Annotated in this window: 26 protein-coding genes, 1 tRNA gene and 1 pseudogene; 14 read left to right on the top strand and 14 right to left on the bottom strand. The window is 63.6% G+C overall.

Features of this window, described 5'->3' with window-relative positions; all coding sequences use genetic code 11:
• Positions 1 to 113: 113 nt before the first annotated feature.
• The 5 genes from FJ425_RS00200 (at position 114) to hflX (ending at position 6479) form a co-directional block, all read left to right on the top strand.
• The gene (locus tag FJ425_RS00200; RefSeq protein ID WP_140700284.1) at positions 114 to 2405 is read left to right on the top strand and encodes a PAS domain-containing sensor histidine kinase; all 2292 of its coding nucleotides are present in this window, start codon (positions 114 to 116) and stop codon (positions 2403 to 2405) included.
• Positions 2395 to 3756, top strand: a complete 1362-nt coding sequence (locus FJ425_RS00205) for a sigma-54 dependent transcriptional regulator (protein WP_140542913.1) — start codon at positions 2395 to 2397, stop codon at positions 3754 to 3756. Before FJ425_RS00200 ends, FJ425_RS00205 begins: the two co-directional genes overlap by 11 nt.
• 81 nt (positions 3757 to 3837) lie before the next feature.
• Positions 3838 to 4701: a D-amino-acid transaminase gene (locus FJ425_RS00210; protein ID WP_140720863.1), complete on the top strand. Its 864-nt coding sequence runs from the start codon at positions 3838 to 3840 to the stop codon at positions 4699 to 4701.
• Between the two features lie 143 nt (positions 4702 to 4844).
• The gene (gene hfq, locus FJ425_RS00215) at positions 4845 to 5090 is read left to right on the top strand and encodes an RNA chaperone Hfq (protein ID WP_006202172.1); all 246 of its coding nucleotides are present in this window, start codon (positions 4845 to 4847) and stop codon (positions 5088 to 5090) included.
• Positions 5091 to 6479 carry a GTPase HflX gene (hflX, locus tag FJ425_RS00220; protein ID WP_140720865.1) on the top strand — a complete coding sequence of 463 codons (1389 nt, stop codon included), beginning with the start codon at positions 5091 to 5093 and terminating at the stop codon, positions 6477 to 6479.
• Between the two features lie 8 nt (positions 6480 to 6487).
• On the opposite strand, the gene mazG is transcribed toward hflX, so the two are convergent.
• Both mazG and FJ425_RS00230 read right to left on the bottom strand, forming a co-directional pair.
• On the bottom strand, positions 6488 to 7312 hold the full coding sequence (mazG, locus tag FJ425_RS00225; protein WP_140720868.1) for a nucleoside triphosphate pyrophosphohydrolase: 825 nt from the start codon (positions 7310 to 7312) through the stop codon (positions 6488 to 6490).
• Between the two features lie 70 nt (positions 7313 to 7382).
• Entirely contained in the window at positions 7383 to 8567 is a 1185-nt protein-coding gene (locus FJ425_RS00230) for an amino acid aminotransferase (RefSeq protein ID WP_140720871.1), read from the bottom strand.
• A 146-nt stretch (positions 8568 to 8713) separates the two neighbouring features.
• On the opposite strand from FJ425_RS00230, the gene FJ425_RS00235 reads away from it, so the two are divergent.
• The 5 genes from FJ425_RS00235 (at position 8714) to FJ425_RS00255 (ending at position 12227) form a co-directional block, all read left to right on the top strand.
• Positions 8714 to 9235, top strand: a complete 522-nt coding sequence (locus FJ425_RS00235; protein ID WP_246677837.1) for a sigma-70 family RNA polymerase sigma factor — start codon at positions 8714 to 8716, stop codon at positions 9233 to 9235.
• On the top strand, positions 9232 to 10005 hold the full coding sequence (locus tag FJ425_RS00240) for an anti-sigma factor (RefSeq protein ID WP_140720877.1): 774 nt from the start codon (positions 9232 to 9234) through the stop codon (positions 10003 to 10005). Before FJ425_RS00235 ends, FJ425_RS00240 begins: the two co-directional genes overlap by 4 nt.
• Before the next feature lie 36 nt (positions 10006 to 10041).
• Positions 10042 to 10758 carry a Bax inhibitor-1/YccA family protein gene (locus FJ425_RS00245; RefSeq protein ID WP_140720880.1) on the top strand — a complete coding sequence of 239 codons (717 nt, stop codon included), beginning with the start codon at positions 10042 to 10044 and terminating at the stop codon, positions 10756 to 10758.
• 179 nt (positions 10759 to 10937) lie between these two features.
• The gene (locus FJ425_RS00250) at positions 10938 to 11813 is read left to right on the top strand and encodes an aldose 1-epimerase family protein (protein WP_140720882.1); all 876 of its coding nucleotides are present in this window, start codon (positions 10938 to 10940) and stop codon (positions 11811 to 11813) included.
• Between the two features lie 3 nt (positions 11814 to 11816).
• Complete coding sequence (locus FJ425_RS00255; protein WP_140720885.1) at positions 11817 to 12227, top strand: hypothetical protein; 411 nt, start codon at positions 11817 to 11819, stop codon at positions 12225 to 12227.
• A gap of 16 nt (positions 12228 to 12243) precedes the next feature.
• On the opposite strand, the pseudogene FJ425_RS00260 reads toward FJ425_RS00255, so the two are convergent.
• The 9 genes and pseudogenes from FJ425_RS00260 to FJ425_RS00300 all read right to left on the bottom strand — a co-directional run.
• Positions 12244 to 12408, bottom strand: a pseudogene (locus FJ425_RS00260) (arginase family protein); the annotation flags it as partial.
• Between the two features lie 107 nt (positions 12409 to 12515).
• Positions 12516 to 13115, bottom strand: coding sequence for a chloramphenicol phosphotransferase (locus FJ425_RS00265; protein ID WP_140720888.1), 600 nt, complete (start codon positions 13113 to 13115; stop codon positions 12516 to 12518).
• A gap of 54 nt (positions 13116 to 13169) precedes the next feature.
• Positions 13170 to 13991 carry an MBL fold metallo-hydrolase gene (locus FJ425_RS00270; RefSeq protein WP_140636691.1) on the bottom strand — a complete coding sequence of 274 codons (822 nt, stop codon included), beginning with the start codon at positions 13989 to 13991 and terminating at the stop codon, positions 13170 to 13172.
• Positions 13992 to 13994: 3 nt separating this feature from the next.
• A complete protein-coding gene (locus FJ425_RS00275) occupies positions 13995 to 14789 on the bottom strand; it encodes a TatD family hydrolase (protein ID WP_140636689.1) in 795 nt (264 codons plus the stop codon).
• Entirely contained in the window at positions 14789 to 16339 is a 1551-nt protein-coding gene (metG, locus tag FJ425_RS00280; protein WP_140720891.1) for a methionine--tRNA ligase, read from the bottom strand. The genes FJ425_RS00275 and metG overlap by 1 nt, the downstream gene beginning before the upstream one ends.
• A gap of 127 nt (positions 16340 to 16466) precedes the next feature.
• Positions 16467 to 17522, bottom strand: a complete 1056-nt coding sequence (locus FJ425_RS00285) for a DNA polymerase III subunit delta' (RefSeq protein WP_140636685.1) — start codon at positions 17520 to 17522, stop codon at positions 16467 to 16469.
• Complete coding sequence (gene tmk, locus FJ425_RS00290; RefSeq protein ID WP_140636683.1) at positions 17519 to 18193, bottom strand: dTMP kinase; 675 nt, start codon at positions 18191 to 18193, stop codon at positions 17519 to 17521. Before tmk ends, FJ425_RS00285 begins: the two co-directional genes overlap by 4 nt.
• Before the next feature lie 72 nt (positions 18194 to 18265).
• A complete protein-coding gene (locus FJ425_RS00295; RefSeq protein ID WP_140545684.1) occupies positions 18266 to 19444 on the bottom strand; it encodes a D-alanyl-D-alanine carboxypeptidase family protein in 1179 nt (392 codons plus the stop codon).
• Positions 19445 to 19567: 123 nt separating this feature from the next.
• The gene (locus tag FJ425_RS00300; RefSeq protein ID WP_140720894.1) at positions 19568 to 20818 is read right to left on the bottom strand and encodes a septal ring lytic transglycosylase RlpA family protein; all 1251 of its coding nucleotides are present in this window, start codon (positions 20816 to 20818) and stop codon (positions 19568 to 19570) included.
• A gap of 584 nt (positions 20819 to 21402) precedes the next feature.
• Here FJ425_RS00300 and FJ425_RS00305 point away from each other — a divergent pair.
• A tRNA-Ser gene (locus FJ425_RS00305) sits at positions 21403 to 21492 on the top strand.
• Positions 21493 to 21601: 109 nt separating this feature from the next.
• On the opposite strand, the gene FJ425_RS00310 is transcribed toward FJ425_RS00305, so the two are convergent.
• Entirely contained in the window at positions 21602 to 21958 is a 357-nt protein-coding gene (locus FJ425_RS00310) for a type II toxin-antitoxin system PemK/MazF family toxin (protein WP_140720897.1), read from the bottom strand.
• On the bottom strand, positions 21955 to 22179 hold the full coding sequence (locus FJ425_RS00315) for an antitoxin MazE family protein (RefSeq protein WP_140545687.1): 225 nt from the start codon (positions 22177 to 22179) through the stop codon (positions 21955 to 21957). The genes FJ425_RS00310 and FJ425_RS00315 overlap by 4 nt, the downstream gene beginning before the upstream one ends.
• Positions 22180 to 22449: 270 nt before the next feature.
• On the opposite strand from FJ425_RS00315, the gene FJ425_RS00320 reads away from it, so the two are divergent.
• From FJ425_RS00320 to rimO, 3 genes are all read left to right on the top strand, one after another.
• Complete coding sequence (locus FJ425_RS00320; protein WP_140720899.1) at positions 22450 to 22857, top strand: DUF930 domain-containing protein; 408 nt, start codon at positions 22450 to 22452, stop codon at positions 22855 to 22857.
• 270 nt (positions 22858 to 23127) lie between these two features.
• Entirely contained in the window at positions 23128 to 23811 is a 684-nt protein-coding gene (locus FJ425_RS00330) for a TerC family protein (protein ID WP_140545688.1), read from the top strand.
• A 178-nt stretch (positions 23812 to 23989) separates the two neighbouring features.
• The gene (rimO, locus tag FJ425_RS00335) at positions 23990 to 25303 is read left to right on the top strand and encodes a 30S ribosomal protein S12 methylthiotransferase RimO (RefSeq protein WP_140720902.1); all 1314 of its coding nucleotides are present in this window, start codon (positions 23990 to 23992) and stop codon (positions 25301 to 25303) included.
• A 76-nt stretch (positions 25304 to 25379) separates the two neighbouring features.
• Here rimO and FJ425_RS00340 read toward each other — a convergent pair whose 3' ends face one another.
• Entirely contained in the window at positions 25380 to 26447 is a 1068-nt protein-coding gene (locus tag FJ425_RS00340) for a BMP family ABC transporter substrate-binding protein (protein ID WP_140545690.1), read from the bottom strand.
• Positions 26448 to 26459: the final 12 nt, after the last annotated feature.

The following is a 26459-nucleotide window of genomic DNA, read 5'->3' on the forward strand; positions in this document are numbered from 1 at the left end:
CGTCCCGTCGGTGAATTTTGTCTGGGAAAGATTATCTTCCCGGCCACACTTGTTGCATAATCGCCACAATGCGTTGCATACATCCGACGCGATGACCGACTCTGTACCGCGACATGGCAGCTGAGGCTCCGACCCTGACCCAACCGCTTTTCAACCAAACCGGCACGCGTGACGGGCGACGGTTGCTGGCGTTGCCCGGCGTGGTCGCCATTGCCGGCGCGGTGATCACGGCGGCCATCTCGTTTGCGATCCTGGTCGGCGCAACGCCGATCGCGCCGACCGCCGACGCGACTTGGGCACTGATCGCGGCCAATGCCGTCTTTGTGCTGTTCCTCATCGCGTTAATCGCGCGCGAGGTGCGACGCATCGTGCTGGCGCGGCGCCACGGCAGGGCTGCCTCGCGGCTGCATGTGCGCATCGTCGCCATGTTCGCTCTGGTCGCCGCCATCCCGGCCATCATGGTTGCGATCATCGCCTCGATCACGCTCGACATCGGCCTCGACCGCTGGTTCGAAATCCGCACCAAGACGATCGTCAACTCGTCGCTGTCGATCGCTGACGCCTATGTGCAGGAGAACGCGCGCAACCTGCAGGGCACGACATTGTCGATGGCATACGATCTCGATGCCTCGCGCACGCTTTACGGTCTCGACAAGGGTGGTTTCCTCGATCTGTTGAACAAGGAAGCCGTCGGGCGCGGACTGGCGCACGCGGCCCTGATCAAGCCGGACGGCTCGTTCGTCATGAACGCCAAGACCGACGCCGATTTCCCCATGCCCGAGCCGCCCTCGGGCGCCGTCGACACCGCGGCCGACGGCAAGCCGGTGCTGATAGAACCGCGCACCCGCAACATCATGGGCGCCATCATCAAGCTGCGCGAGATCGAAGGGCTTTATCTGTACACGATCCGGCTGGTCGATCCCGACGTGATCAAGGCGCGGCAGATCGTCAGGGGCAACACCGACGAATACCGCAATCTGCAGGACAATCGCCGGACCTCGCAGGTCGCCTTCGCGTTGCCTTATCTGTCGCTCACGCTGATCATCACGCTCTCGGCGATCTGGACCGGCATCGCGGTCGCCGACCGGATCGTGCGGCCGATCCGCCAGCTGATCGGCGCCGCCGACGAGGTGGCGACCGGCAATCTCGACGTTGCCGTTCCAGTACGCCAGTCCGATGGCGACGTCGCCTCGCTCGGCGAGACCTTCAACAATATGATCCTGGAGCTCAAGTCGCAACGCAACGAGCTGCTCTCGGCCAAGGATCTGATCGACGAGCGCCGGCGTTTCTCCGAGGCGGTGCTTGCCGGCGTCACCGCCGGCGTCATCGGCGTCGACCCCTACGGCATCATCACCATCGTCAATCGCTCGGCCGAGACCATGCTGACGATTTCGGCGAATGCGACGCTCGGCCAGAACCTTTCGACGGTCCTGCCGCTTGTCGGTCGCGTGTTCGAGATCGGGCGCCAGTCCGGCAAGCCGGTCTATCGCGAGCAGGTGACCTTCTTCCGCACCGGTCTGGAGCGCACCTTCAATGTCCAGGTGACGGTCGAGTCCGGCGACGACGGCGAGGAAGAGAAATCCTATGTGGTGACGGTCGACGACATCACCGATCTCGTCCAGGCGCAGCGTTCGTCGGCCTGGGCCGATGTGGCGCGGCGCATCGCGCATGAGATCAAGAACCCGCTGACGCCGATCCAGCTTTCGGCCGAGCGCATCAGGCGCCGCTACGGCAAGGTCATCACCGAGGACCGCGAGGTCTTCGACCAGTGCACCGATACCATCATCCGCCAGGTCGAGGACATCGGCCGCATGGTCGACGAATTCTCGGCCTTCGCCCGCATGCCGAAGCCGGAGATGAAGGCGATCGACCTTCGCGAGTCGTTGCGCGAGGCGTCTTTCCTGGTCGAGGTCAGCCGCTCGGACATTGCCTTCCAGCGCGATTTCGGCAGTGAGCCGTTGAAAGGCACTTTCGACAGCCGCCTGATGGCCCAGGCCTTCGGCAACGTCATCAAGAACGCGGCCGAGGCGATCGACGGACTTGATGCGCAGGACCGTTCGGGCGGCACAATCCGGATTCAGGCGGGACGGCAAGATGGCGCCATACGAATCGACGTTATCGATAACGGCAAGGGGCTGCCGCGCGAGAATCGCCAAAGGCTTCTCGAGCCCTATATGACGACGCGCGAGAAGGGCACCGGGCTTGGCCTCGCTATCGTCAAAAAGATCGTGGAGGACCATGGCGGCCGTCTCGAATTGCACGACGCGCCAGCGGATTTCCATGGCGGCCGGGGCGCGATGATCTCGATCATCCTGCCCCCGGCCACGATCGTAGCCGCGCCGCCACGCGGTGAAGGTCGAAGCGAACACGAACGAGAAACTGAAAAGGTCGGTAATGGCGTCTGACATTCTCATCGTCGATGACGAGGAAGACATCCGCGAACTTGTCGCCGGTATATTGAGCGACGAGGGTCACGAAACCCGCACGGCCTATGATGCCGACAGCGCGCTTGCGTCGATTGCCGATCGCGCGCCGCGGCTGATTTTCCTCGATATCTGGCTGCAGGGCTCGCGCCTCGATGGCCTGGCGCTGCTCGACGAGATCAAGACCATGCATCCGAACATGCCGGTGGTCATGATCTCCGGCCACGGCAACATCGAAACGGCGGTGTCAGCCATCCGGCGCGGCGCGTATGATTTCATCGAGAAGCCGTTCAAGGCCGATCGCCTCATCCTGATCGCCGAGCGCGCGCTGGAGACATCCAAGCTGCGGCGCGAGGTCTCCGACCTCAAGCAGCGCAGCGGCGAGACCTTCGACCTGATCGGCATGTCGTCGGCGATGAGCCAGCTGCGGCAGACCATCGAGCGCGTCGCGCCGACCAACAGCCGCGTCATGATCATCGGCCCCTCCGGCTCAGGCAAGGAACTGACGGCGCGGGCCATCCACACGCTGTCGTCGCGCAAGTCCGGTCCGTTCGTCACGCTGAGCGCGGCCACCATCACGCCCGAGCGCATGGAGATCGAGCTGTTCGGCACCGAATCGAACGGCACCGAGCGCAAGGTCGGCGCGCTGGAGGAGGCGCATCGCGGCATCCTCTACATCGACGAAGTCGCCGATATGCCGCGCGAAACGCAAAACAAGATCCTGCGCGTGCTGGTCGAGCAGCAATTCGAGCGGGTAGGCGGCACCAAGCGCGTCAAGGTCGATGTCCGCATCATTTCCTCGACTTCGCAGAACCTCGAAGCGATGATCGCCGACGGCCGCTTCCGCGAGGACCTTTACCATCGCCTGGCCGTTGTACCGGTCATGGTGCCGGGGCTCGCTGAGCGGCGCGAGGACATTCCCTACCTCGTCGACAACTTCATGAAGCAGATTGCGCGCCAGGCCGGCATAAGGCCGCGCCGCATCGGCGACGATGCGCTGGCCGTGCTGCAGGCGCACAACTGGCCGGGCAATGTTCGCCAATTGCGCAACAATGTCGAGCGGCTGATGATCCTGGCGCGCGGCGAAGAGGCCGATGCGCCGATCACCGCCGACCTTCTGCCGTCCGAGATCGGCGACGTCATGCCGCGCACGCCCAACCAGTCGGACCAGCACATCATGGCCCTGCCGCTGCGCGAGGCCCGCGAGCAATTCGAGAAGGACTACCTGATCGCCCAGATCAACCGCTTCGGCGGCAACATCTCGAAGACCGCCGAGTTCATCGGCATGGAACGATCGGCACTCCACCGCAAGCTGAAGTCGCTGGGTGTGTAGCGAGCGCTTGGCCCACGCGATTGTTCATTACGGCAGGGGCGGAATCGCCTAAGAAAGCCGGACATTTCCCTGAGGATGCCCATGCCGCGCATTGCCTATGTCAACGGGCGCTATGTCGTCCATGCTCAAGCCAGCATCCATATCGAGGATCGCGGCTACCAGTTCGCGGACGGCGTCTATGAGGTTTGCGAGGTGGCCCGCGGCCATATCGTCGACATGCCGCGCCATCTTGCCAGGCTCAAGCGCTCGCTGAAGGAACTGTCGATCGCCTGGCCGGTCTCGGAAGGCGTCATGCCGATGCTGTTGCGCGAGGTGGTCAATCGCAACGGCGTGGTCGACGGCCTTGTCTATGTGCAGGTGACGCGCGGCGTCGCCAGCCGCGAGTTCGTGTTTCCGCCCGCGGGCACAAGGCCTTCCCTGGTCATAACCGCCAGGAAAGCCGATCCGGCCGCGAGCGCGAAGCGGGTGGAGACCGGTATCAAGGTCATCACCGTCCCGGAGAATCGCTGGGACCGCGTCGACATCAAGAGCACCGGCCTCTTGCCCAATGTGCTCGCCAAGCAGAAGGCCAAGGAAGCCGGCGCCCAGGAAGCGTGGTTCGTCGACACCGACGGCAACGTCAAGGAAGGCGGCTCGTCCAACGCCTGGATCGTCACCCGGGACGGCGTCCTCGTGACCCGGCCGGCCGAGCACGGCATCCTGCGCGGCATCACCCGCACGACGCTTTTCGATGTCGCCGCCAAGCTTGGCCTCAAGATCGAGGAACGCGGGTTTTCGGTCGCCGAAGCCAAGGCGGCAAGGGAAGCATTCATCAGTTCGGCGACCACAATCGCCATGCCGGTGGTCGAAATCGACGGGGCGCCGATCGCAAATGGCCATCCCGGTTCCATGACACTTTCGTTGCGGCAGGCCTTTTTTCACGTTGCGGAAAAAAGTCCAGCCTGATAACCGCACAACTGGAAGTAACCTCAACTATCTCATTCTGCTTGCCATTGTGTCGGCAAGAGGGGGTTTGCGCGCTTGACAGGTGCCTCGTAATTTGGCGCATTGGCCCGTAAACCGAAGGGGATCGGCGAAAGACAAGAAAAATGGCGGAACGATCGCAAAACCTTCAGGACCTGTTCCTGAATTCAGTTCGCAAGAGCAAAAATCCACTTACCATCTTCCTCATCAACGGCGTGAAGCTGACCGGCGTCGTCACTTCGTTCGACAATTTTTGTGTGTTGTTGCGGCGCGACGGGCACTCCCAGCTCGTCTACAAGCACGCTATTTCCACGATCATGCCGAGCCAGCCGGTTCAGATGTTCGATGGCGAGGAAAGCCAGGGCGCCTGATTGGCACGTGATAAGGACGCGGACCGCAGCGTTCGCGGAAAACAAGGACATCAACTCGGGCCGGAATCCAAGGATCCGACCCGCGCAGTTGTCATTGTGCCGGTGCTTACCCGCCAGCCCCGCGGCGACGACGAGTCGAGCCGTCCGCGCCTGAGCCGTTCGGCAGATGCACGCCACGACGAAGCGGTCGGACTTGCCAGCGCCATCGATCTCAACCCGGTTCACACTGCGGTGGTGACGGTTGCCGATCCGCGGCCGGCCACACTGCTCGGCAGCGGCAAGGTTGCTGAATTTGCTGAAATCGTGAAGGAGCGCAAGGCGGAGCTGGTCATCGTCGACCATCCGCTGACGCCGGTGCAGCAGCGCAATCTCGAAAAGGAACTGAATGCCAAGGTGCTCGACCGCACCGGGCTCATCCTCGAGATATTCGGCGAACGGGCGCGCACCAAGGAAGGCACGCTGCAGGTCGAGCTTGCGCATCTCAACTACCAGAAGGGTCGTCTGGTGCGGAGCTGGACCCACCTCGAGCGGCAGCGCGGCGGCGCCGGCTTCCTCGGCGGTCCGGGCGAAACCCAGATCGAATCCGACAGGCGCATCCTGCAGGACAAGATCACCAAGCTGAAACACGAGCTGGAGACGGTTCGGCGCACGCGCGACCTGCACCGCGCCAAGCGCAAGAAGGTGCCGTTCCCGGTCGTGGCGATCGTCGGCTACACCAATGCCGGCAAGTCGACGCTGTTCAACCGGCTGACCGGGGCCGGGGTGCTGGCCGAGGATATGCTGTTCGCGACGCTCGATCCGACGCTTCGGCGCGTGCGGCTGCCGCACGGCACGCCGGTTATCCTGTCGGACACGGTGGGCTTCATTTCCGACCTGCCGACGCATCTGGTGGCCGCCTTCCGGGCGACGCTGGAAGAAGTCGTCGAGGCGGATCTGGTGCTGCATCTGCGCGATATCTCCGATCCGGACACCGCCGCCCAGGCCGAGGACGTCGAACGCATCCTCGGCGATCTCGGCGTCGATGCCGCCGATGCGAACCGCGTGATCGAGGTCTGGAACAAGATCGACCTGCTTGACGAAGGCAATCGCGAGCGCCTGCTTGCCGAGAGCGCCAGCGGCAAGGCGCCGCCGATCGCGATATCGGCGGTCACCGGCGAAGGGATCGACGCGCTGAAAGCGCTCATCGAGACGCGCGTGTCGGGCGAGCTGGAAACGATGACGGTGACGTTGAGCCCTGCCCAGTTGGGCCAGGTCGACTGGCTCTACCGCAACGGCGATGTCGTTTCGCGCACCGACAATGAAGACGGCAGCGTCACGCTCTCGCTGACAGCCACGCACAGCGCCAGACAAGAGATAGAGAACCGCCTGCATCGCAAGAGCGGCAGCTAACCGGCTGTTTATTTGGTGCTTTTGGCCTGCTGCCAGAGCGCTTCCATCTCGTCGAGCGTTGCCTTCTCCAACGACTTGCCCGAGGCCTCCAGAGCCTGCTCGACATAGTGGAATCGCGAACGGAACTTTTCGTTGGTGCCGCTGAGCGCAGCTTCCGAATCGAGCTTGAGGTGGCGGCCGAGATTGACAACGGCAAACAGCATGTCGCCGAACTCGTCCTTGATGGGAGCCGCGTCACCGGTGGCGAGCGCCTCGCGCAATTCCCCGATCTCTTCCTCTATCTTGTCGAGGATGGGAGCTGCCTCGCTCCAGTCGAAGCCGACGCGCGCCGCCTTCTCCTGCAGCTTGAGTGCACGCGTCAGGGCAGGGAGCGCGACCGGAACGCTGTCGAGAAAGCCCTTGCCGTGATCTTCCGGATCGAGACCACGGGCGATGCGGGCATCGCGCTTCTCGGCTTTTTCAACCGCCTTGATCTTCTCCCACATGCCCTTGGCCATGCCGGCGCTGCGCGCCCTCTCGTCGCCGAAGACGTGCGGATGGCGGCGGATCATCTTGGTGGTGATGGCCTCGACGACATCGCCGAAAGCGAACTCGCCGATCTCCTCAGCCATCTGCGCGTGATAGACGACCTGCAGCAGCAGGTCGCCGAGCTCATCGCGCAGATCGCCGAGATCGCCGCGCGCGATCGCATCGGCCACTTCATAGGCTTCCTCGATCGTGTAGGGCGCGATGGTTGCGAAATTCTGCTCGATATCCCAAGGGCAGCCGGTCTTCGGCGCCCGCAGCGCCGCCATGATCTCGATCAGCCGGGAAATGTCCTTGGAGGGCTTCATGAATTGACCCTATCCCGCGGCCAGCGTCCGACCAATCCTGGCCGGACACCGAAACGAGTTGTCCACAGCCTCAGTCGAGCACCGAGACGATCGCCTTGGCGAGATCGTCCATCCCGTCCTCCGGTAGGCCGGCCACGTTGATGCGGCTGTCGCCGACCATATAGACGGCGTGCTCGGCACGCAGGCGTTCGACCTGCGCCTCGGTCAACCCAAGCCTCGAAAACATGCCGCGATGGCTGGCGACGAAATCGAAGCGGTCGGAGTTGGACTGCCGGCGCAACGCCTCGGCAAAAGCGACGCGCAGCCGAAGCATACGCAGCCGCATCTCTTCGAGCTCCGTCTCCCAGTCCTTCCTCAACCCGGCATCTTCAAGCACCATGCGCACCGCCGCCGCGCCGTGATCCGGCGGCATCGAATAAAGCGCGCGCGCTGCCGCCAGCATCTGGCTCATCGCCACATCCGCCTGCCCGCCGTCCTTGGCCATGATCATCGCCGCGCCCACGCGGTCGCGGTAGACGGCGAAATTCTTCGAGCAGCTCGAGGCGACGACCATTTCCGGCACCTTGCCGGCAAGCAGCCGCAGACCGGCGGCGTCGGCATCGAGGCCCTCGCCAAAACCCTGATAGGCGATGTCGACGAAAGGCAGCAAGCCGCGATCCAGCAGGACATCGGCGACCTTGGCCCACTGCGCGACATCGAGGTTGGCGCCGGTCGGGTTGTGGCAGCAGCCATGCAGCAGCACGACATCGCCACTGTTGGCAATTTTCAGCGCCGCCAGCATCTCGTCGAAGCGGACTGCGCCCGATGCGGCATCGAAATAGGGATAGTCGCGAACCTGCAGACCGGCGGCGCGCATCACCGGCAGATGGTTCGGCCAGGTCGGATCGGACAGCCAAACCGTCGCGCCGGGGCGCGTGCGCTGCACGAGTTCGGCCACCAGCCTGAGCGCGCCCGATCCACCCGGCGCCTGTGCCGCGCGAATGCGCGCATGGTCGGCCTTCTCGCCGAAGGCGAGCTTGATCATGGCGGCGTTGAAGCCGGTGTCGCCGGCAAGGCCGAGATAGGTCTTGGTGTCCTGGCTCGCCAGCAGCCGCTTCTCGGCCTCGCGCACGGCGCGCATCACCGGCGTCCTGCCGTCGATGTCCTTGTAGACGCCGACGCCGAGGTCGACTTTGCCGGGCCGTGGGTCGTTGCGATAGAGGCCGATCAAGGCAAGGATCTTGTCGGCGGGCGCGGGCTGCAGGCTCTCGAACATCGAAAAGTGACTCCAATGGCGGCGGAGTGATACGCAAATCGATCCTGTCGCGCCAGCGGTTTCCGCTGTGGCGGCGACGCGAAAAGAAATGCCGGGCAGGGGATTAAAACCCCTACATGCTCCGTAAACAGGGCATGAAACGGTCGATGGCACGCTTCGATATCATCGGGCAGTTGGGCTCGCTGCGGCGCTATGCGCGCTCGCTGACGCGCGACGGCGCCGACGCCGAGGATCTCGTCCATGACGCGCTGGTGCGCGCCTATGAGCGGCGCGCGACCTTTCGATCAAGCGGCAATCTGCGCGCCTGGCTGCTGGCGATCGTGCACAACGTCTTCATTGACCGCGTGCGCTCGCGCCGCTCCGAGGCGGCGCGCATCGAACAGGCGGGCCTCGTTGCCGACCAGAGCATGCCGGCACCGCAGGACCATTCGGTGCGCCTCTCGCAGGTCCGGGAAGCGTTTCTTTCGCTGCCGGAGGAACAGCGCTCCGCGCTCCATCTCGTTGCTATCGAGGGGCTTTCCTACCAGCAGGCCACCGAAGTCATCGGCGTGCCGCTCGGAACGCTGATGTCGCGCATCGGCCGCGCGCGCGCCGCGCTGCGCGAGATGGAAGAGGGCGCGGCGCCGAAGGCCAGGCCTCATCTCAGGGTCGTGGGAGACGATCAATGACCGCTATTGTCGACCCCGTGACCGATGCCGACCTCGACGCCTATGTCGACGATCAACTGGATGTCGCCCGCCGCATCGAGGTCGAGGCGCACCTCGCCGCGCGCCCGGAAGTGGCGGCGCGCGTGATGTCCGATCTGAGGACCCGCGACGAACTGCGCGTCGCGCTTGCCGGCCCCGTCGGCAGAGCGCGTCCGGCCACGACAGAAGCGGCGCGCCGGCTGGAAAGAGGCCTTGCCAGGGGACGCATCCTTGCCGTGCTGCAGCGTGCGGCGGCCGCGGCCGTGCTGGTCGCGGCGGGCTGGTTCGCCAACGGCGCCTTCGGGCCGATCGCCGTGACCAAGGTGGTCGCCTCGACGCAGCCGCCGGCCTATGTCGAGGATGCGGTCCGGGCGCACAGGACGACCTTGGTGCGCGAGATGATGCCTTCGCAGCAAGAGGCGCCGGGCTACGATCCCGACGAGATTCGCGCGGCGACCGCGATCGTCATGCCGTCGCTGCCCGACGACTGGAAGATCCGCGATGTCCAGGTCTATCCCTCGCAATTCGGGCCGAGCGTCGAGGTAGCGGTCGAGACCAAGGACCTCGGTTTTGTCTCGTTGTTCGCCATCAGGCCGGGCAGCTTCGATGTGGTGAAGCCGACGATCGCGCCCTCCGACGACATTTCAACCGCGTATTTCCAGATCGGCGAGGTTGCCTATGCGGTGGTCGGACGCGGCGACGCCGGCAGCCTCGACCGTGCCGCCGAGAAACTCGCCAGAACTCTCTACTGAAAACAAACCCTCTACCGAGAACCAAGGAGAAACCGAATGAACAGCCCCAATCTGGGATACCGAATGGGAACCGGCGTCCAGGCCGGAGCCGTCTATGACGAGGGCCTGCGCACGCACATGCTGCGCGTCTACAACTATATGGGCCTCGGTCTCGTCGTCACCGGCCTCGTTGCCTTCTTCGTGGCCTCGACTCCGGCGCTCTATGTGCCAATCTTTTCCAGCCCGCTGAAATGGGTGGTGATGCTGGCGCCGCTCGCATTCGTCATGCTGTTCTCGTTCAGGATGCAGACCATGTCGGCCGCGAGCGCGCAGGCGATGTTCTGGGCCTTCTGCGCGGTCATGGGCCTGTCGCTCGCCTCGGTGTTCCTGGTCTTCACCTCGACCAGCATCGCACGCACCTTCTTCATCGCCGCCACGATGTTCGGCGCCACCAGCCTTTACGGCTACACCACCAGGCGCGACCTGACGCAGTTCTCGTCCTTCCTGATCATGGGCCTGATCGGCGTGGTCATCGCCAGCCTCGTCAACCTGTTCCTCGGCTCGACCGCGCTGCAGTTCGCCATCTCGGTGATCGGCATCGCCGTCTTCATCGGTCTCACCGCCTGGGACACGCAGACGATCAAGGAGCAGTATGCCGAGAACTTCGATGCGGAATCGCAGCAGAAGCTTGCCGTCTTCGGCGCCTTCTCGCTCTATCTGAACTTCATCAACATCTTCCAGCTGCTGCTGAATTTCACCGGCGAGCGCGAATAAGCCGGACCGCAGCAGGCAACACGACCGACCTCGCCATGGCCGGAGGGAAACCTCCGGCCACTTTTCTGTCGACTGCGCACCAAGCGTCCGCGACCAAGGGGCGATCTGCCTGCCGCGCTTGAGTTCACGCGCGGCCTTTTGCTAGCCTGCCGGCCAAACCAGCCAGCCGCGAGGACACAATGGACCAGCTGACGCTTCACGCTGACGGTATTTCGGCGACCATCGTCGGGCAGGGGGCCGAACTGGTGTCGCTGCGCGATGGCGACGGCACCGAGCTTCTGTGGCAGGCCGGTCCCGCCTGGCGTCGTCATTCGCCCGTCCTGTTCCCAATCGTCGGCCGGCTTAAAGGCGATCAGCTGCGGCATAGCGGCCAAACCTACCCGATGACGCAGCACGGCTTTGCTCGCGACCGGCGCTTTGCCTGGGCGGAGCAGGGGCCGACCTCCTGCACATTGGTCCTAACGGATGACGCCGAGACCCGGACGCACTATCCCTTCGCCTTTCGCCTCGCCATCAGCTACGAGCTGAAACCACGGCAACTCGGCGTGACCTTCGAGATCGCCAACACCGGCGACCAACCGCTGCCGGCCTCGATCGGCGCGCATCCGGCGTTCAACTGGCCGCTGTTGCCGGAGCTGCCGAAGGAAGCCTATCGGCTGACCTTCGCCGACAACGAGCCGGCGCCGATCCGCCGCCTGAAGGACGGCCTGCTGCTGCCGGAGCCGCAACCGACGCCCGTCGAGGGCAGGACGCTGCCGCTTTCCGAAAGACTGTTCGACGACGATGCCGTCATCCTCGACAAGCCGGTGAGCCAGAGCGTGCGCTACGCCGCCGGGCACGGGCCGGCGATCGAGATGTCATGGCAGGGAATGAACGCGCTGGGCATCTGGTCCAAGCCTGGCGGCGCGCCCTTCCTGTGCATCGAGCCCTGGCACGGCATCGCCAGTCCCGTCGATTTCGACGGCGAGCTCACCGACAAACCGGGCCTCATGCTGATCGAGCCCGGCGCCCGGCGCACGCTGAGCTACCGGATCGACCTCAGCCGGGATTCGTAAGGCATGGCATATGCCATCAAGGTCGAGATAACCGATCCTCAGGCGGAAACCTTCGTGTTCGCCGCCCAGAAAACCATGTATGGCGGCAAGGCCATCGCCCAAGGCGACGTCATCTTCCTCTTCGCCAGCGAGAACGAAGGCGGGCAGGGGCTTGTCGCGCGCGGCGTCGTGACTTCATCGGAGCCCACCGCCAGACGCCTCGATCTCGAACGGCAGACGCCGCGCGTCAGCATTGCCGTCCGCCGCACCGCCTTGGCGACGAGGCGTTTGGGCCGCGATGAGCTCAAGCGCTTCAAGGATTGGAAGGACGGCCGGCCCGAGACCGAGCTCAACTTCAAATTCTACCGCCAGGCGACCAACAAGATCGTTGGTGTTTCAGACGAGGCGTCGGCGTTTCTAGACAGCTTTTTCTAGACCATCCGATCACATCTCAGCCGGTCTGCCGGATAATGGCGCCAATCGCATTGACGAGAAGCCGCGACGCGGTGATGGCCGACAGCCCGTCGATGTCGGCGGGAGGATAAAGCTCGACAAGGTCGAATCCAGCAATCCTCGCCCGCTTGCCGAGGCCTGCGATCAGATCGATCGCTTGCGTCCGGAAATGACGTCCTTGAGGTTGGCAAAGAAAGCGGACTGTTCATCAGTCGGAAGACGGCTTGAATCACCCCTCTGCTGCCACATCAGAAAGTCGCATAAGATAGATTATGGAACTATCGTATCCGACACGGAAAGGGCAACGAGGCCTTTGACATGTTCGTGGATCTTCTTGGTGGCCTCCTCTACGCTGATCGCCGTCACATCGACCGTCAGACTGTTCGGGTGCTTGGGATCAAGGACACTCGCCATGCGGCTGCGCCGGCGCGCGGCTTCCGGGTCGATCGATTTGAGACGGTCACGTCGAGTTGGTGATGTCACGCGACGAACCAACTCATCCTCGTCGCAGAGCAGGCGCACAGGCACGAAGAGCGCGCGTCGCCGGTCTGAGGCATCTTTCAACTGCTCATAGGACGCCAAGCTTCTCGCGTCCTCTTGGATCCCGGAGTTCGTGAAGATGAAGTTGGCAGCGGGCGCGCAAAGGGTTGCGATCGTGTCCAGGATCGCCTGGCGAACCTTTGCCGTCTGCTCCCAGACGGCATCAGGCAATTTGCCGAGCCCGTCATCGGCCAACAGTGCCAATATTGGATTGTTGATCCAGTGATTATCGATCACACGGGCTGGAAGCGCCGCGCCAAGTTCTCGGGCTATCGTCAGCTTACCGACACCAGGGAAGCCGAGGAGCAAAACAAAAACATTCTGAACCACAAACTAGCCCTCCGTTCAGCCCGAACGAGTGAACACCGAAGTGAACAGCTGTAGCTACCGCTCTGACTCGTAAGGAATTTCGATCACCATACCGTCATAGGCCGGCACCACGTGCTCCGGCGTCTCGGCCATCACGACGGCGTAGTCGAGCGGCACATGCATATGGGTCAGCACGGCGTTCCTCGGCGTCAGCTTTTCGATCCACTCCAGCGCTTGGCCAAGCGACAGATGACTGGGATGGGTGTTGTACTGCAGCGCATCGATGACCAGCGTGTCGAGGCCGCGCAAACGCTCAACGGTGGCGTCCGGGAAGCCGCTGATATCAGGGCAATAGCCAAGCCCGCCGATGCGGAAGCCGAGCGAGATGATGTCGCCATGGAACTGCGGCAGCGGCTCGAGGGTGAGGGTGCCCCCCTCGCCTTCGATCACGACCGGCCTGGCGTGGTCGATAAGATGCGACTCGACGATCGGCGGATAGGAACTGCCTGGCGGCGTCTCGAAACAGTAACCGAACGCCTGGCGCAGCCGCAGCATGGTCGGTTCGTCGGCATGGATGTCGATGCGATGGCGTTGCTCGAGCACATAGCCGCGCAGATCGTCGATGCCGTGGATGTGGTCGGCATGCGGATGCGTGTAGACGACCGCATCGATGCGCTTGACGGAGGCCAGCAGCATCTGCTCGCGGAAATCCGGCCCGGTGTCGATGACGACCGTGGTACGCGCGCCGTTGGCGGCAATCCGCTCGACCAGCGCGGCCGTGCGCATGCGCCGGTTCTTCGGGTTCTTGGGGTCGCAATTGCCCCAATCGCCGGTGATGCGCGGCGTGCCGGGCGATGAGCCGCAGCCAAGAACGGTAAAGCGCAGCCGGTCGCTCATGCCTCAGCCCGAAGCCGTTTCGGGACGCGGCATCTTGGTGAACAGCCTGAAGAAGTTCCCGGTGGTGATATCCGCGATCTCGGCCTCGCTGACGCCGATGGTCTCGGCGAGCACCCTGGCCGTGTTCGCCACATAGGCCGGTTCGTTGCGTTTGCCGCGATGCGGGACCGGCGCAAGGTAGGGCGCGTCGGTTTCGACCAGCAGCCGGTCGCGCGGGACATCGGCGGCGATGGCGCGCAGCTCGGCAGAGTTCTTGAAGGTCAGGATGCCGGAGAAGGAGACATAGCCGCCCAGCGCCACGCCGACTTCAGCCAGCCTGCGTCCGGACGAAAAACAGTGCAGGATGAAGGGGAAGGCGCCCTTCCCTGTTTCGTCCTCGAGGATCGCCGCCATGTCGTCGTCGGCATCGCGCGAATGGATGACCAGCGGCAGGCCGGTCCGGCGCGCGGCCGCGATATGGGTGCGAAAACCTTGTGCCTGCGCATCGCGCGGCGCCTTGTCATAGTAATAGTCGAGCCCGGCTTCGCCGATCGCCACCACCTTGGAATGGCCGGAAAGCCGCACCAGCTCGTCAGTGGTGACGTCGAGCTCTTCCGCCGCATTGTGCGGATGGGTGCCGACAGAGCAATAGACCTCATTGAAAGATTCAGCGATTTCAAGGACCTGCTGAAATCGTCTCACGCGCGTTGAGATCGTCACCATGCGCCCGATCCCGGCGGCGAGAGCGCGGGCGACGATGGCCGTCCGCTCCTCGGCGAAGTCCGGAAAGTCGAGATGGCAATGGCTGTCGACCAGCATCAGCTATTGCCATCCTGCTCGACATAGCGCGGAAACACGCCCTCCGGCGCAGGCAAGGCAGTGCCTGGCTCCAGCGCGTGGTCGGCATGGACGTGCTCGAAAGCGCGGCTCTCAGGGGGCACGGCCAACAGGTCGAGCAGCTTGGCGGACGATCCGGGAATGAAGGGCTGGCAAAGCAGCGTCACCCGGCGCACCAGCTCGGCCGTCGTCCACAGCACGGTTTCCATGCGCTCCGGATTGGTCTTCTTCAGCGCCCAGGGCTCCTGCGAAGCGAAATAGCGGTCGGCCTCGGCCACCACGCCGAAGATCGCCGCCAGCGCCAGATGGATGCCCTGCTCCCTCATCGCCCGACGAGAAACGGCCAGCGCTTCGATCGCCTGGTCGAGGATCGCAGTGTCGGCCTCGGTAAGGTCGCCGCGCGCCGGCACCTTGCCGCCGCAGTTCTTGGCAATCATAGACAGCGAGCGCTGCGCAAGATTGCCGAGACCGTTGGCAAGGTCGGCATTGGTGCGGTTGACGATCGCCTCATGGCTGTAATTGCCGTCCTGGCCGAACGGCACCTCGCGCAGGAAGAAATAGCGCACCTGATCAACGCCGTAGTGCTCGACCATCGTGAACGGGTCGATGACGTTGCCGACCGACTTCGACATCTTCTCGCCGCGGTTGAAAAGGAAGCCATGGCCGAAGACGCGCTTCGGCAACGGGATTCCCGCCGACATCAGGAAGGCCGGCCAATAGACGGCGTGGAAGCGCACGATGTCCTTGCCGATGATGTGCGCGTCCGCTGGCCAAAACCGCCATTTCTCATCGTTTTCATTGGGATAGCCGACGCCGGTGATGTAATTGGTCAAGGCGTCGACCCACACATACATCACGTGCTTTTCGTCGCCCGGCACCGGCACGCCCCAGTCGAAAGTGGTGCGTGAGACCGACAGATCCTTCAGCCCCGATTTGACGAAGCTCATCACCTCGTTGCGGCGCTCGGCCGGACCGATGAAATCGGGCTGGCTCTCGTAAAGCGCGATCAGTCTGTCCTGGTAGGCCGACAGCCGGAAAAAATAGCTCTCTTCCTCGACCCATTCCACCGGCGTGCCCTGCGGCCCGTAGCGGACATTGTCGGCGCGGACCTCGGTCTCCTCCTCGCCGTAATAGGCCTCGTCGCGCACCGAATACCAGCCGGCATAGCCGCCCTTGTAGATATCGCCGTTGGCGGCCATCGCTTTCCAGATCGCCTGGGAGGATGCGTAATGCCGCTCCTCGGTGGTGCGGATGAAATCGTCGTTGGAAGCGTTGAGCGCGGTGGCCATGCGCCTGAACTCGGCCGAGTTGCGGTCGGCAAGCTCGCGCGCCGGGATGCCTTCCTTGCGCGCCGTCTGCAGCATCTTGATGCCGTGCTCGTCGGTGCCGGTCAGGAAGAATACATCCTTGCCGTCCAGCCGCTGGAAGCGGGCAAGCGCGTCGGTGGCGATCAGCTCATAGGCATGGCCGATATGCGGCTTGCCGTTCGGGTAGGAGATCGCGGTCGTGATGTAGAATGTATCGCGTGACATGAATGAACCGTCATGAATATCTGAATGTGAGTTGTGGCGGTGGATATCGCATCGGAACGTCGATTGCCATCCCGAGGCTAATGCATGCCGCCCAAAACTGGGCCAACGGCATGCATCGAACGAGCCGTCACATTCGCATCGCAGAATTCAGGCGGTCGATCATGGTCAGGGCGTGCTGCTTCTTGTCGAGATTGTAGGTCTCAGCCTCAGATATCGTGTTCAGCGCCTCGTGCCAAGCCTCGGACAGGGTTTTGGCCCGGGCGAGATCGCCGGCCAGCGCGGCGTCACTGGCGGCCGTCGAAAGAAGATCAAGCGCGCGGCGGTTGAAGATGTCGAACTGGATCGCCTGATCGCGTCCCGCCACGGCTTCGGCAAGGCGATGGGCGCCGGCAATGTCGGGCTTCCTAGCCGCCACCAGCGTGTCGAGCGCGCCGGCGATCTCCAGCCCGCCATATTGGGTGAGCAGGATCGCGTTGCGGGCGCTGCCCCCTGCCCGCTCGGCCAGCGCTGCGCGCGCGCCCGGATCCTCCGGCGGCGGCGGTTCGACATTTTCCAGCACCGCCATCAGCTCGTCGGCGGCCAAAGGCGCCAGCCGCACCATCTGGCAGCGCGAGCGGATCGTCGGCAACAGGCTGCCGGGCGCATGCACCACCAGAATGAACAGGGTGCGCGCCGGCGGCTCTTCGAGATTCTTGAGCAAGGCATTGGCGGCGTTGGTGTTCATGTCGTCGGCCGGATCGACGATGACGACCCGGTAGCTGCCGTCATGCGAGGTCATCGACAGGAAGCGGCTGACCTTGCGGATCTCGTCGACGGTCAGCACCGTCTTGAAGCTCTTGGTCTTCTCGTTGGCCGGACGGGTGAGATGCAGCACCGAAGGATGCGCGCCGGTGGCGATCTGGCGAAACAGCGAGGAGGCCTGATCGGGAACGGCAAGCGTGTCGGGCGCCGTCTTGAAATCCGGATATCTCAGAAGATGGTGCGCCATGTGGAACGCCAGCGTCGCCTTGCCGATACCCTGCGGCCCGGCGAAAATCAGCGCATGCGGCAGCTTGCCGGCGCGGTAGGCGCTGGCAAGCATCCCTGCCGCCGATGCGTGGCCGATCAGCCGCGGCGTTTCGGCAGGCTCGGGTACGCCGTCCAGCGTGTCGTGCTGTTCGGGGGCGATACGTTCGAAGATCATGCCGGCGCCGTCTCAATCCTTTGCGCCGGCATCCGCTCTTCCAGCGCCGCGAAGACGGCGGCGGTGACGACGTTCTCCACCGTGTCGGGATCGGCGGAAGCGTCGATGACGATGCAGCGCTCCGGCTCCGCCGCGGCGATGGCCAGGAAAGCCTCGCGCCGCCGCCGGTGGATGGCCAGGGTCTCCTTCTCGAAGCGGTCGGCGGCGTCACCGGCGCCGCGCCGCGCGGCGGCCCGCTTCAGGCCTTCAGCGGGGTCGATGTCGAAGATCAGCGTCATGTCGGGCATCATGCCGTTGATGGCCACCGCCTCCAGCGCCTTCATGAAATCGGCATCGAGCCCGCCGGTGACGCCTTGGTACACGCGAGAGGAATCGATGAAACGGTCGCACAGCACGATCGAGCCGCGCTCGACCGCAGGCCGGATGACCTGCTCGACATGGTCGGAGCGCGCGGCGGCGAACAGGATCGCCTCCATCTTCGGGCCGAACGGTTCGGCCGCCCCGGACAGAAGCACATGCCTTACCGCCTCGGCGCCGGGCGATCCACCCGGTTCGCGGCTGACCAGGACCTCGTATTTCTTGGCGCGCATGCGCCGCGCCAGCCGCTCGATCTGCGTCGACTTGCCTGCTCCTTCGCCGCCCTCGAAGGTGATGAAAAATCCGCTCGCCAATCGAGATTGCCTTTGCCCGTGCTGGCCGCTGTCATAGCTCCCGTCCGACAAAAGGTCCACGAACTTGCCCGATCACAAATGTTTCTGACGTAGCCAGCCGACAGCGAGTTCCTTGGCTGCGTCGAACGCGCGCTGCGGCAGCGTGCCCACCTTAACCGACTCGGCGGCATAGAGCGGCGTCTGCTGGCTCAGCGTCTCGCCTATCCAAACGCGCAATTCCCCGACCGGTTGCCCCTCCTCGACCGGTGCCGACACCGGACCCTGGTAGACGATCCTGGCGGTCAGCTTGTCGCGGTTGGCGATCGGCAGAAAGATGTCTACCGGACCTTTCGCTTTCAAGGCCAGGCCGGATTTGGCGCCGCCGAAAACCTGCGCTTCGCCAACCACCTCGTCCTTGGCGAAGATCTCGGTCTTCTGGAATGACCGCGAGCCCCATTCGAGCAGCTTGCGCGCCTCTTCGGAGCGCTCGCGGTCATTGGCCAGTCCGCTGAGGGCGGCGATCACGCGCGTGCCGTTGTGGCCGACGGTGCCGACTAGGCCGAAGCCCGCCTGCTCGCTGGCGCCGGCCACGAAGCCGTCGGCTTCGATGCCCATGGCGATCAGCGGATTGCGGTTCCTCTGCGAGATCTTGTTCCAGGTGAAGTCCGGCTGGCCGTAATAGTGGAAGAACTCGGGATAGTCGCGCCACAGATGCAGCGCCAGCATCGTCAGCTCCCGCACCGTCGTCTGCTGCCCGTCGGCCGGCAGGCCGGTCGAATTGACGAAGGTCGATTTCGAGAGGCCGAGCTGGCGGGCGCGATCGGTCATCTGCGCGGCGAAATTCGCTTCCGAGCCCGCCATGCCCTCGGCGAGCACGATACAGCCGTCATTGGCGGCCTGCACGGTGACGCCCTGGATCAGATCCTCGACGCGGACCTCGGATTTGAGCTTGGCGAACATGGTCGAGGTACCGGACGGCGCGCCGCCGGTGCGCCAGGCGTTTTCGCTGACGACGAAAGTGTCGTCGAGCGTGATCCGCTTCGACTTGATGGCGTTGAAGACCATTTCCATCGTCATCAGCTTGGCCATCGAGGCGGGCGGGATCGGCTTGTCGGGGTCCTTGGCGAAGAGCACGGTGCCGGTGTCGGCATCGATCATGAACGCCTGCGCCGCCTTGGTCTCGAAGAGTTGCGCGCTGGCCGGGGCGGCGCAAAGCAACACCAGCGCCAATCCCAGAAGGCTGGCGAAAGGCGGAAAAATGCGGAACTGCATGAAATGTCGACCCGATCTGAGCAACCCGGAAAAGCGTAGAGCCGCTCCAGAATGCGCAAAGACTACCCCGCGGCCAAGCTATCAGGGTTTTTTCGGCCGGATCAACGGGCAGCGCGAATTTGATCAGTTACGCACAACTAGCGCGTCCGGCGCGCCATGCGACCAGGCTGCCTGGAGCAGGTCGTCGACGCTGCCATGGCCGTCCGGATAGACATTGACCGCATACCAGTCATTTCCGTCGAGCTCGGTGCGCTGGATCTCGGTCCGGCCGAACGGCTCGAGCGCTGCGGCCACGCGCTTTGCCTTCGCGGCCTCGTCGAAGGAACCGGCAGCGACGTAGTCGGACGCAGGCGTCTGTAGCTCTCGGTTCGATTTCTTCCATGAACGCAGGATATCAGCCGGCGACATGCCGCCGGAATCGAGCGCGGCAAAGACGTCGGCGCGCTCTACCCGCTCATCCGCGTAAGACAGGGAGGCCATGGCGAAGGGCGAGTTCAGCGGAAGCGTGAAATCCGGCCGTTCCGGCACGATCGGGCCGAAATCCGGCAGCATGACATCACCAGCGCCCTGGACAGCGAATGCGGCCGGCTGATCCGAAAGCCCCGGCTGCGCTGCAAAGGCCTGCCCCGAATTGGTCAACTCGCCCGGAAACGGCGCGGCCGCCGGCGACGCCCCCACCGGCACGCTCGGCGACGGGCCGTTCATGGCCACCATGACGCCGCTCGGCAGGCCGTCCGAAGGATCCGGCCGGTTGTTGCCGGGATGGTAGGAGGCCACCAGGTACTGGTCGTCATCGCCGTCGAGCGGCGCGCGGCCGACATATTCCACTTTGACCCTGGCCGTACCGACCTTGGCATAATCGAGCATCTGCGCCGCGCGTTCGGAAACGTCGATGATGCGGCCTTCGTGATAGGGGCCGCGGTCGTTGACGCGCACGATGACCGAGCTGCCGGTCTCCAGATTGGTGACGCGGGCATAGCTCGGCAGCGGCATCGTCGGATGCGCCGCCGTCAGATGCGTCATGTCATAGACTTCGCCATTGGCGGTCAGGCGGCCATGAAACGCATCGCCGTACCAGGAAGCCAGGCCGACCTTGGCGTAGCCCTTGTCTTCCTTGGGATAGTACCACTTGCCGCGCACCTGATAGGGCTTGCCGAGCTGGTCGCGGCCGCCGCCGCGCCGCATGAACTGGACACGCGGGCTCGCCTTCACGCCATATTCGGATTCGGCGAAATATTCCTTGGAGCGGCCCTTCCTGTAGACCATCCCCTTCGGTTCGGGTTGCGAGGCGCAGGCAGCCAGCAGCAGCCCCGAAAGGGCACACAGGGCGAAAGCAGAAGCGCGACGAAGACGCGGGCGCGTCGGAGTCTGCATGTCTTCGATTGTCCCCTACCGTGCTGTCACCAGACGGGGCCAGAAGTCGCCCGCCAGGCCAACACCTTGATCCCCAATCCCTTTTGCACAGGAATTGCTTATCACGATGTTAATCGATTATGGCCGCAACAGGGCGAGATTATGGCGAGAGGCGGTGACACCGTCGCTCGGAAAGTCCGTGCTCGTTCGAGTATTCTTGGCTGCCAACAGCGCCGGCCATAAGATCGCCGGCGCGTCCAATCCGAATAAGAGTAACGGTTTGTGCGCTATTCCAGGTTGGATAGCACCTGCTGGGCCGTCGCACGAGACAGCATCTCACGCTTTGTCAGTACGGGTTTCTCGTAGGCTTTCTTCACGATTGTCCCCCTGTTTGAAATATTAGCAGATTGAGATTGGCAGGGTCATGACGTCATTGTCAATGCGCCGAACCGCTTTCCGCCCCCGTTCCGGCTACGCAAGCGATGGATTGAGCCATTCCCGCGATTGACAGATCTTTGCACAGCGCACTAGAGCATGGGGCGCTTGCGTTCCTGCCGGCAGGGCTTTGATGTCGGCAGGACCAAGCGCCTCGTGAAGATCACGATGGAGGGATGGCCGAGCGGTTTAAGGCACCGGTCTTGAAAACCGGCGTGGGCGCAAGTTCACCGTGGGTTCGAATCCCACTCCCTCCGCCATTTCGGCACCCCTGAGTGGACACCGCGCACGGAGCGCCGTGGCGGGCAAAGACAGGCGCAAGGCGGCAGGCACGATTGCCGGATACAGGGGGGCACCGACGCGCGCCCATCATTCCCCTTTCCGGCCAGGCCTCGGCGATACCGTCAGGCCGAGAAAGACCATCACCGCCTGATTGAACCGAACCATAGCCTCTTCGTCGAGCCGTCCGATCCGGTCGCCGACCTTCGACTTCGGAACCGAGGTGATCTTGTCCACCATCAGCCGGGAAGGAGAGCGCAGCCCGTTGCTCTCGTTCGGCTCCACCGGAAGCCGAAATAGCGGCGCATCGGTCGGGTCCGTGGTGAACGCGCAGACCGTGATCGAATCCGTGGCCTCAAAGCTATCATCCTGCACGATGGCGACAAGGCGCGGCTTGCCCGCATAATCCCTGCCGCCGGAGACGGTCCAGACCTCGCCCCGCCTCATTCATCGTCCCAATCGGATACCGCGTCCATGAACGCCTGATCCTCGGCCGCACGGGCGCTCGCGGCCACCGCCGCCGACTGTCGGTGCGCCTCGGACTTAAACGACGCGGCGCGCACGTCCGGCACCCAAATCTGGATGGGCCGCAGGCCCTGGGCGCGTAGCCGCTCCCGATGTTCCTGCACCTTCACATGCGTGGACTTTGCCCTTCTTGCCGATGCCATGAGCCATTCTCCGCAATAGTTACATGTAACCCAGCATGGACAACGCGTTGTGACCAGCCTTTTCGCGACCGCCAGGAGGCGCAAGTCCGACTGGTTCAGTTGCCTGAAATCCGTGGATTCCGGCATCGACGACATAGACGTTCCACGCATATTAGCGAGCCTGCAGCTTGAGGCGCTCAAGGGTTGCAGACGGTGCATTCGTTGGAAGCGAAGCGGCGCTGGCGATCGACTGTTGGTAAAGCAGCGTTTATTTGATTTATCGGACAAAATATGCTGCTTGTCGCGCCCATGAAAAAGCTCTGCCTGATGGTTCTGGCGTCGCTGGCGCCGGTCTTGCCGGCCAAGGCGATGGACAATGCGTTGCGCGCCGGCCTGATGAAACTCGATCCTGAGACTCGCCTCGAGCAGCGCTGTGACGCCGAGGTGCTCGACCGGATCAGCCACGACGATCGCAACTACAAGGCCGACCGCGTCGTGGCCTACGCCTTCGCCACGCCGCAGATGAGCGCCGATGCCATCAAGAGCTCGGGCGCCGCCTTCCGCAGCAATGGCCAATGGTACCGGCTGAAGTTCAAATGCCAGACCGCGCCGGACCATATGCAAGTGCTGCAGTTCCGCTACAAGATCGGCGACGAAATCCCGGAATCCGACTGGGCCAAATACAATCTCTACGACTAGAGCAATTCCAGGGAAAGTGCGTAGCGGTTTCCCGTCCGGAATTGCGTCAAAACAAAGAGATAGAGTGGTTCGCCGTTTCCGTGAAACGGTGAAACGCTCTAGTTTTCGTCCTCGCCAGCTTGCCGGCTACCACTCTAAATCGTTGAGGGATTGCGCTGCCGGCCTTGTTTTCCGGCGATGTCCAACCCTGCGTCTTGACGCCGATGGACCGCGCCTTTAGGCCCGTCCGGGTAAAGGGCTACGCTCATTTCAGGCAAGGATTTCTAGTCGATGGAAATATTCACTGCCGCAGGCCTTTCGGCTCTCCTCCAGGTCGTTGCGATCGATCTCGCGCTTGCCGGCGACAACGCAATTGTGATCGGCCTCGCGGCAGCCGGCCTTCCCATCGATCAACGCAAGCGTGCCATCCTGGTCGGCATCGCGGCAGCCACCGTCCTGCGCATCGTCTTTGCCCTGATCACGCAATGGCTGCTGAGCATCGGCCCGATGCTGCTCATCGCCGGCGGGCTCCTGCTTCTGTGGGTATGCTGGAAGATGTGGCGCGAGCTGCGCGTCAGCCACGAGGATGAGCGCGACGCGACAGAAGCGCTGTCGAACGGCGATTATAACAAGGACGGCAAAATCGCCGGCAAACCGCGCAAGACCTTCTCGCAGGCCGCCTGGCAGATCGTCATCGCCGACGTCTCGATGTCGCTCGACAACGTGCTCGCCGTCGCCGGCGCAGCCATGAAGCATCCGACGGTGCTGATCATCGGGCTGGTCCTTTCGATCGCGCTGATGGGCTTTGCCGCATCCTTCGTCGCGCGCCTGCTGCACAAGTACCGCTGGATCGCCTATGTCGGCCTGCTGATCATCCTCTATGTCGCGGTGAACATGCTTCTGGGAGGCGCCGTGCAGCAGTTTCCCGACCATTTTGCTTTCCTGGCGCCCTGGTTCGGATCGGACGGCCACTGACGTTCTTTCAAGGCGAGCATCTGCCGCATCGCCTCTTGTCGTGGCCGGCTGGCAGGTTTGCTTCTGTGCCGAAGCGTGCTATTGCGCCGCGCGAAATGGCTCAAAGCCGCGCGCCCTAGATCGATCTTCGGAGCCTGAGGCTCCTCGATCTCGCCCTCATCTCTTGGAAAACAAATTTATGTCCGCCCCACGCGTCAGTTTCGTCAGTCTTGGATGCCCGAAGGCGCTCGTTGATTCCGAGCGCATCATCACGCGGCTGCGTGCCGAGGGCTACGAGATCGCACGCAAGCATGACGGCGCCGACCTCGTCGTCGTCAACACTTGCGGCTTTCTCGATTCCGCCCGCGACGAGTCGCTCAACGCCATCGGCTCCGCCCTTTCCGAGAACGGCCGCGTCATCGTCACCGGCTGCCTCGGCGCCGAGCCGGAGGTCATCCGCGAGAAGCATCCCAACGTGTTGGCGATCACCGGCCCGCAGGCCTATGAAAGCGTGATGGCGGCGGTGCACGAGGCGGCTCCGCCCAGCCACGATCCGTATATCGACCTGCTGCCGCCGCAGGGCGTGAAGCTGACGCCGCGCCACTACGCCTATCTGAAGATTTCCGAAGGCTGCAACAATCGCTGCACCTTCTGCATCATCCCGGCGCTGCGCGGCGATCTCGTCTCGCGCCCGGCCGCGGACGTGCTGCGCGAAGCCGAAAAGCTCGCCAAGGCCGGCGTCAAGGAGATACTGGTCATCTCGCAGGACACCAGCGCCTACGGCATCGACATCAAGTACCAGACGTCGATGTTTGGCGATCGCGAGGTGCGGGCGAAATTCCTCGACCTTGCCGAGGAGCTCGGCAAGCTCGGCATCTGGATACGCATGCATTATGTGTACCCCTACCCGCACGTCGCCGACGTCATTCCGCTGATGGCGGAGGGAAAGATCCTCCCCTATCTCGACATTCCCTTCCAGCACGCTTCGCCACAGGTGCTGAAGAACATGCGACGCCCCGCGCATGGCGAAAAGACGCTGGACCGCATCCGTGGCTGGCGCGACATCTGCCCGGATCTCGCCATCCGCTCGACTTTCATCGTCGGCTTCCCCGGCGAGACCGAGGACGATTTCGAGATGCTGCTCGACTGGCTGGACGAAGCCAGGATCGACCGCGCCGGTTGCTTCAAATACGAGCCGGTCAAGGGCGCGCGCTCCAACGATCTCGGACTGGAGCAGGTGCCGCAGGAGGTCAAGGAAGCGCGCTGGCACCGCTTCATGCAGCGCCAGCAGAAAATTTCGGCTACGCAGTTGGCCAAGAAAGTCGGCAAGCGCCTGCCGGTGCTGATCGACGAGGCGCATGGCACATCCGGCAAAGGCCGTACCAAATACGACGCGCCGGAGATCGACGGCTCCGTGCACATCCAGTCGCGGCGGCCGCTGCGCGCCGGCGAGATCGTCACCGTCAAGATCGACCGCGCCGACGCTTACGACCTTTACGGCTCGGCGGTCTGACAGCCCACGCGTACCCACGCAGCTTAAAAAAGGGCGCCTGTGGCGCCCTTTTCGTTTCGGTTCAGCGATTTGCCGCTTACTGCGGCAGCTTGTCGTCGATGCCCTTGACGTAGAAATTCATGCCGAGCAGCGTGCCGTCGTCGGCGACCTCGCCGTCCTTCAACCAGGGCGAACCATCCTGCTTGGAGACAGGTCCGGTGAAGGGGTTCCAGCCGCCGGCGATCTTCTTCTCGGTCGCCTCGGCCATCGCCTTCACGTCGTCGGGCATGTTGGTGTAGGGGGCGAGCTTGACAGCGCCGTCCTTGATGCCGAGCCACACATTGTCGGGCTTCCAGGTGCCGTCGAGCGCCGCCTGGACGCGGCTGATATAATACGGGCCCCATTCGTCGGTCAGCGAGGTCAGCTGCGCGTGCGGTGCGAATTTGATCATGTCGGACGACTGGCCGAAGCCGTGCAGCTTGCGCTCCTCGGCGACCTGCAGAGCGGCGGTCGAGTCGGTGTGCTGGACGATGATATCGGCGCCCTGGTCGAACAGCGCCTTGGCGGCGTCGGCTTCCTTGCCGGGGTCGAACCAGGAATTCACCCACACGATCTTCACCTTGAAGTCGGGATTGACCGACTGCGCGCCGAGCATGAAGGAGTTGATGCCCATCACCACTTCCGGGATCGGGAAGGAAACGATGTAGCCGGCGAGGCCCTTCTTCGATTCTTTTGCCGCGATCTGGCCCAGCACATAGCGGCCTTCATAGAAGCGCGCATTGTAGATGCCGAGATTGTCGCCGGTCTTGAAGCCGGTAGCATGCTCGAACATCACTTTGGGAAACTTCTTGGCGACCTTCACTTCGGCATCCATGAAGCCGAAGGAGGTGCCGAAGATGATCTTGCACTTCTCGCGCGCCAGGCGCTCGAAAGCGCGGTCGGCGTCCGGGCCTTCCGAGACGTTTTCGAGATAGGCGGTCTCGACCTTGTCGCCGAGCGCCTTCTCGACTTCGAGCCGGCCCTGGTCGTGCTGATAGGAGTAGCCGAAGTCGCCGATCGGACCCGTATAGACCCAGCAGGCCTTGAGCTTGTCGGCGGCCTGGGCGGTTGCCGCCAGGGACAGGGCCGCGGCCGTGGTCATCAACGCAATAAGCAGTTTTTTCATTGTGTTACCTCT

Source organism: Mesorhizobium sp. B2-7-2 (assembly GCF_006440775.1).
In the GTDB taxonomy this organism is placed as follows: Bacteria; Pseudomonadota; Alphaproteobacteria; order Rhizobiales; family Rhizobiaceae; genus Mesorhizobium.

Coding starts and splice junctions, on each gene's coding strand:
- FJ425_RS00235 (WP_246677837.1), top strand. CDS start 8,714: ATGGCACGCTTCGATATCATCGGGCAGTTGGGCTCGCTGCGGCGCTAT.
- FJ425_RS00320 (WP_140720899.1), top strand. CDS start 22,450: ATGCTGCTTGTCGCGCCCATGAAAAAGCTCTGCCTGATGGTTCTGGCG.
- FJ425_RS00250 (WP_140720882.1), top strand. CDS start 10,938: ATGGACCAGCTGACGCTTCACGCTGACGGTATTTCGGCGACCATCGTC.
- FJ425_RS00200 (WP_140700284.1), top strand. CDS start 114: ATGGCAGCTGAGGCTCCGACCCTGACCCAACCGCTTTTCAACCAAACC.
- FJ425_RS00285 (WP_140636685.1), bottom strand. CDS start 17,522: ATGATCTTCGAACGTATCGCCCCCGAACAGCACGACACGCTGGACGGC.
- FJ425_RS00340 (WP_140545690.1), bottom strand. CDS start 26,447: ATGAAAAAACTGCTTATTGCGTTGATGACCACGGCCGCGGCCCTGTCC.
- FJ425_RS00245 (WP_140720880.1), top strand. CDS start 10,042: ATGAACAGCCCCAATCTGGGATACCGAATGGGAACCGGCGTCCAGGCC.
- FJ425_RS00230 (WP_140720871.1), bottom strand. CDS start 8,567: ATGTTCGAGAGCCTGCAGCCCGCGCCCGCCGACAAGATCCTTGCCTTG.
- FJ425_RS00205 (WP_140542913.1), top strand. CDS start 2,395: ATGGCGTCTGACATTCTCATCGTCGATGACGAGGAAGACATCCGCGAA.
- mazG (WP_140720868.1), bottom strand. CDS start 7,312: ATGAAGCCCTCCAAGGACATTTCCCGGCTGATCGAGATCATGGCGGCG.
- metG (WP_140720891.1), bottom strand. CDS start 16,339: ATGTCACGCGATACATTCTACATCACGACCGCGATCTCCTACCCGAAC.
- FJ425_RS00330 (WP_140545688.1), top strand. CDS start 23,128: ATGGAAATATTCACTGCCGCAGGCCTTTCGGCTCTCCTCCAGGTCGTT.
- FJ425_RS00295 (WP_140545684.1), bottom strand. CDS start 19,444: ATGCAGTTCCGCATTTTTCCGCCTTTCGCCAGCCTTCTGGGATTGGCG.
- FJ425_RS00310 (WP_140720897.1), bottom strand. CDS start 21,958: ATGAGGCGGGGCGAGGTCTGGACCGTCTCCGGCGGCAGGGATTATGCG.
- FJ425_RS00315 (WP_140545687.1), bottom strand. CDS start 22,179: ATGGCATCGGCAAGAAGGGCAAAGTCCACGCATGTGAAGGTGCAGGAA.
- FJ425_RS00255 (WP_140720885.1), top strand. CDS start 11,817: ATGGCATATGCCATCAAGGTCGAGATAACCGATCCTCAGGCGGAAACC.
- FJ425_RS00270 (WP_140636691.1), bottom strand. CDS start 13,991: ATGAGCGACCGGCTGCGCTTTACCGTTCTTGGCTGCGGCTCATCGCCC.
- FJ425_RS00300 (WP_140720894.1), bottom strand. CDS start 20,818: ATGCAGACTCCGACGCGCCCGCGTCTTCGTCGCGCTTCTGCTTTCGCC.
- FJ425_RS00275 (WP_140636689.1), bottom strand. CDS start 14,789: ATGCTGGTCGACAGCCATTGCCATCTCGACTTTCCGGACTTCGCCGAG.
- FJ425_RS00240 (WP_140720877.1), top strand. CDS start 9,232: ATGACCGCTATTGTCGACCCCGTGACCGATGCCGACCTCGACGCCTAT.
- rimO (WP_140720902.1), top strand. CDS start 23,990: ATGTCCGCCCCACGCGTCAGTTTCGTCAGTCTTGGATGCCCGAAGGCG.
- FJ425_RS00210 (WP_140720863.1), top strand. CDS start 3,838: ATGCCGCGCATTGCCTATGTCAACGGGCGCTATGTCGTCCATGCTCAA.
- hfq (WP_006202172.1), top strand. CDS start 4,845: ATGGCGGAACGATCGCAAAACCTTCAGGACCTGTTCCTGAATTCAGTT.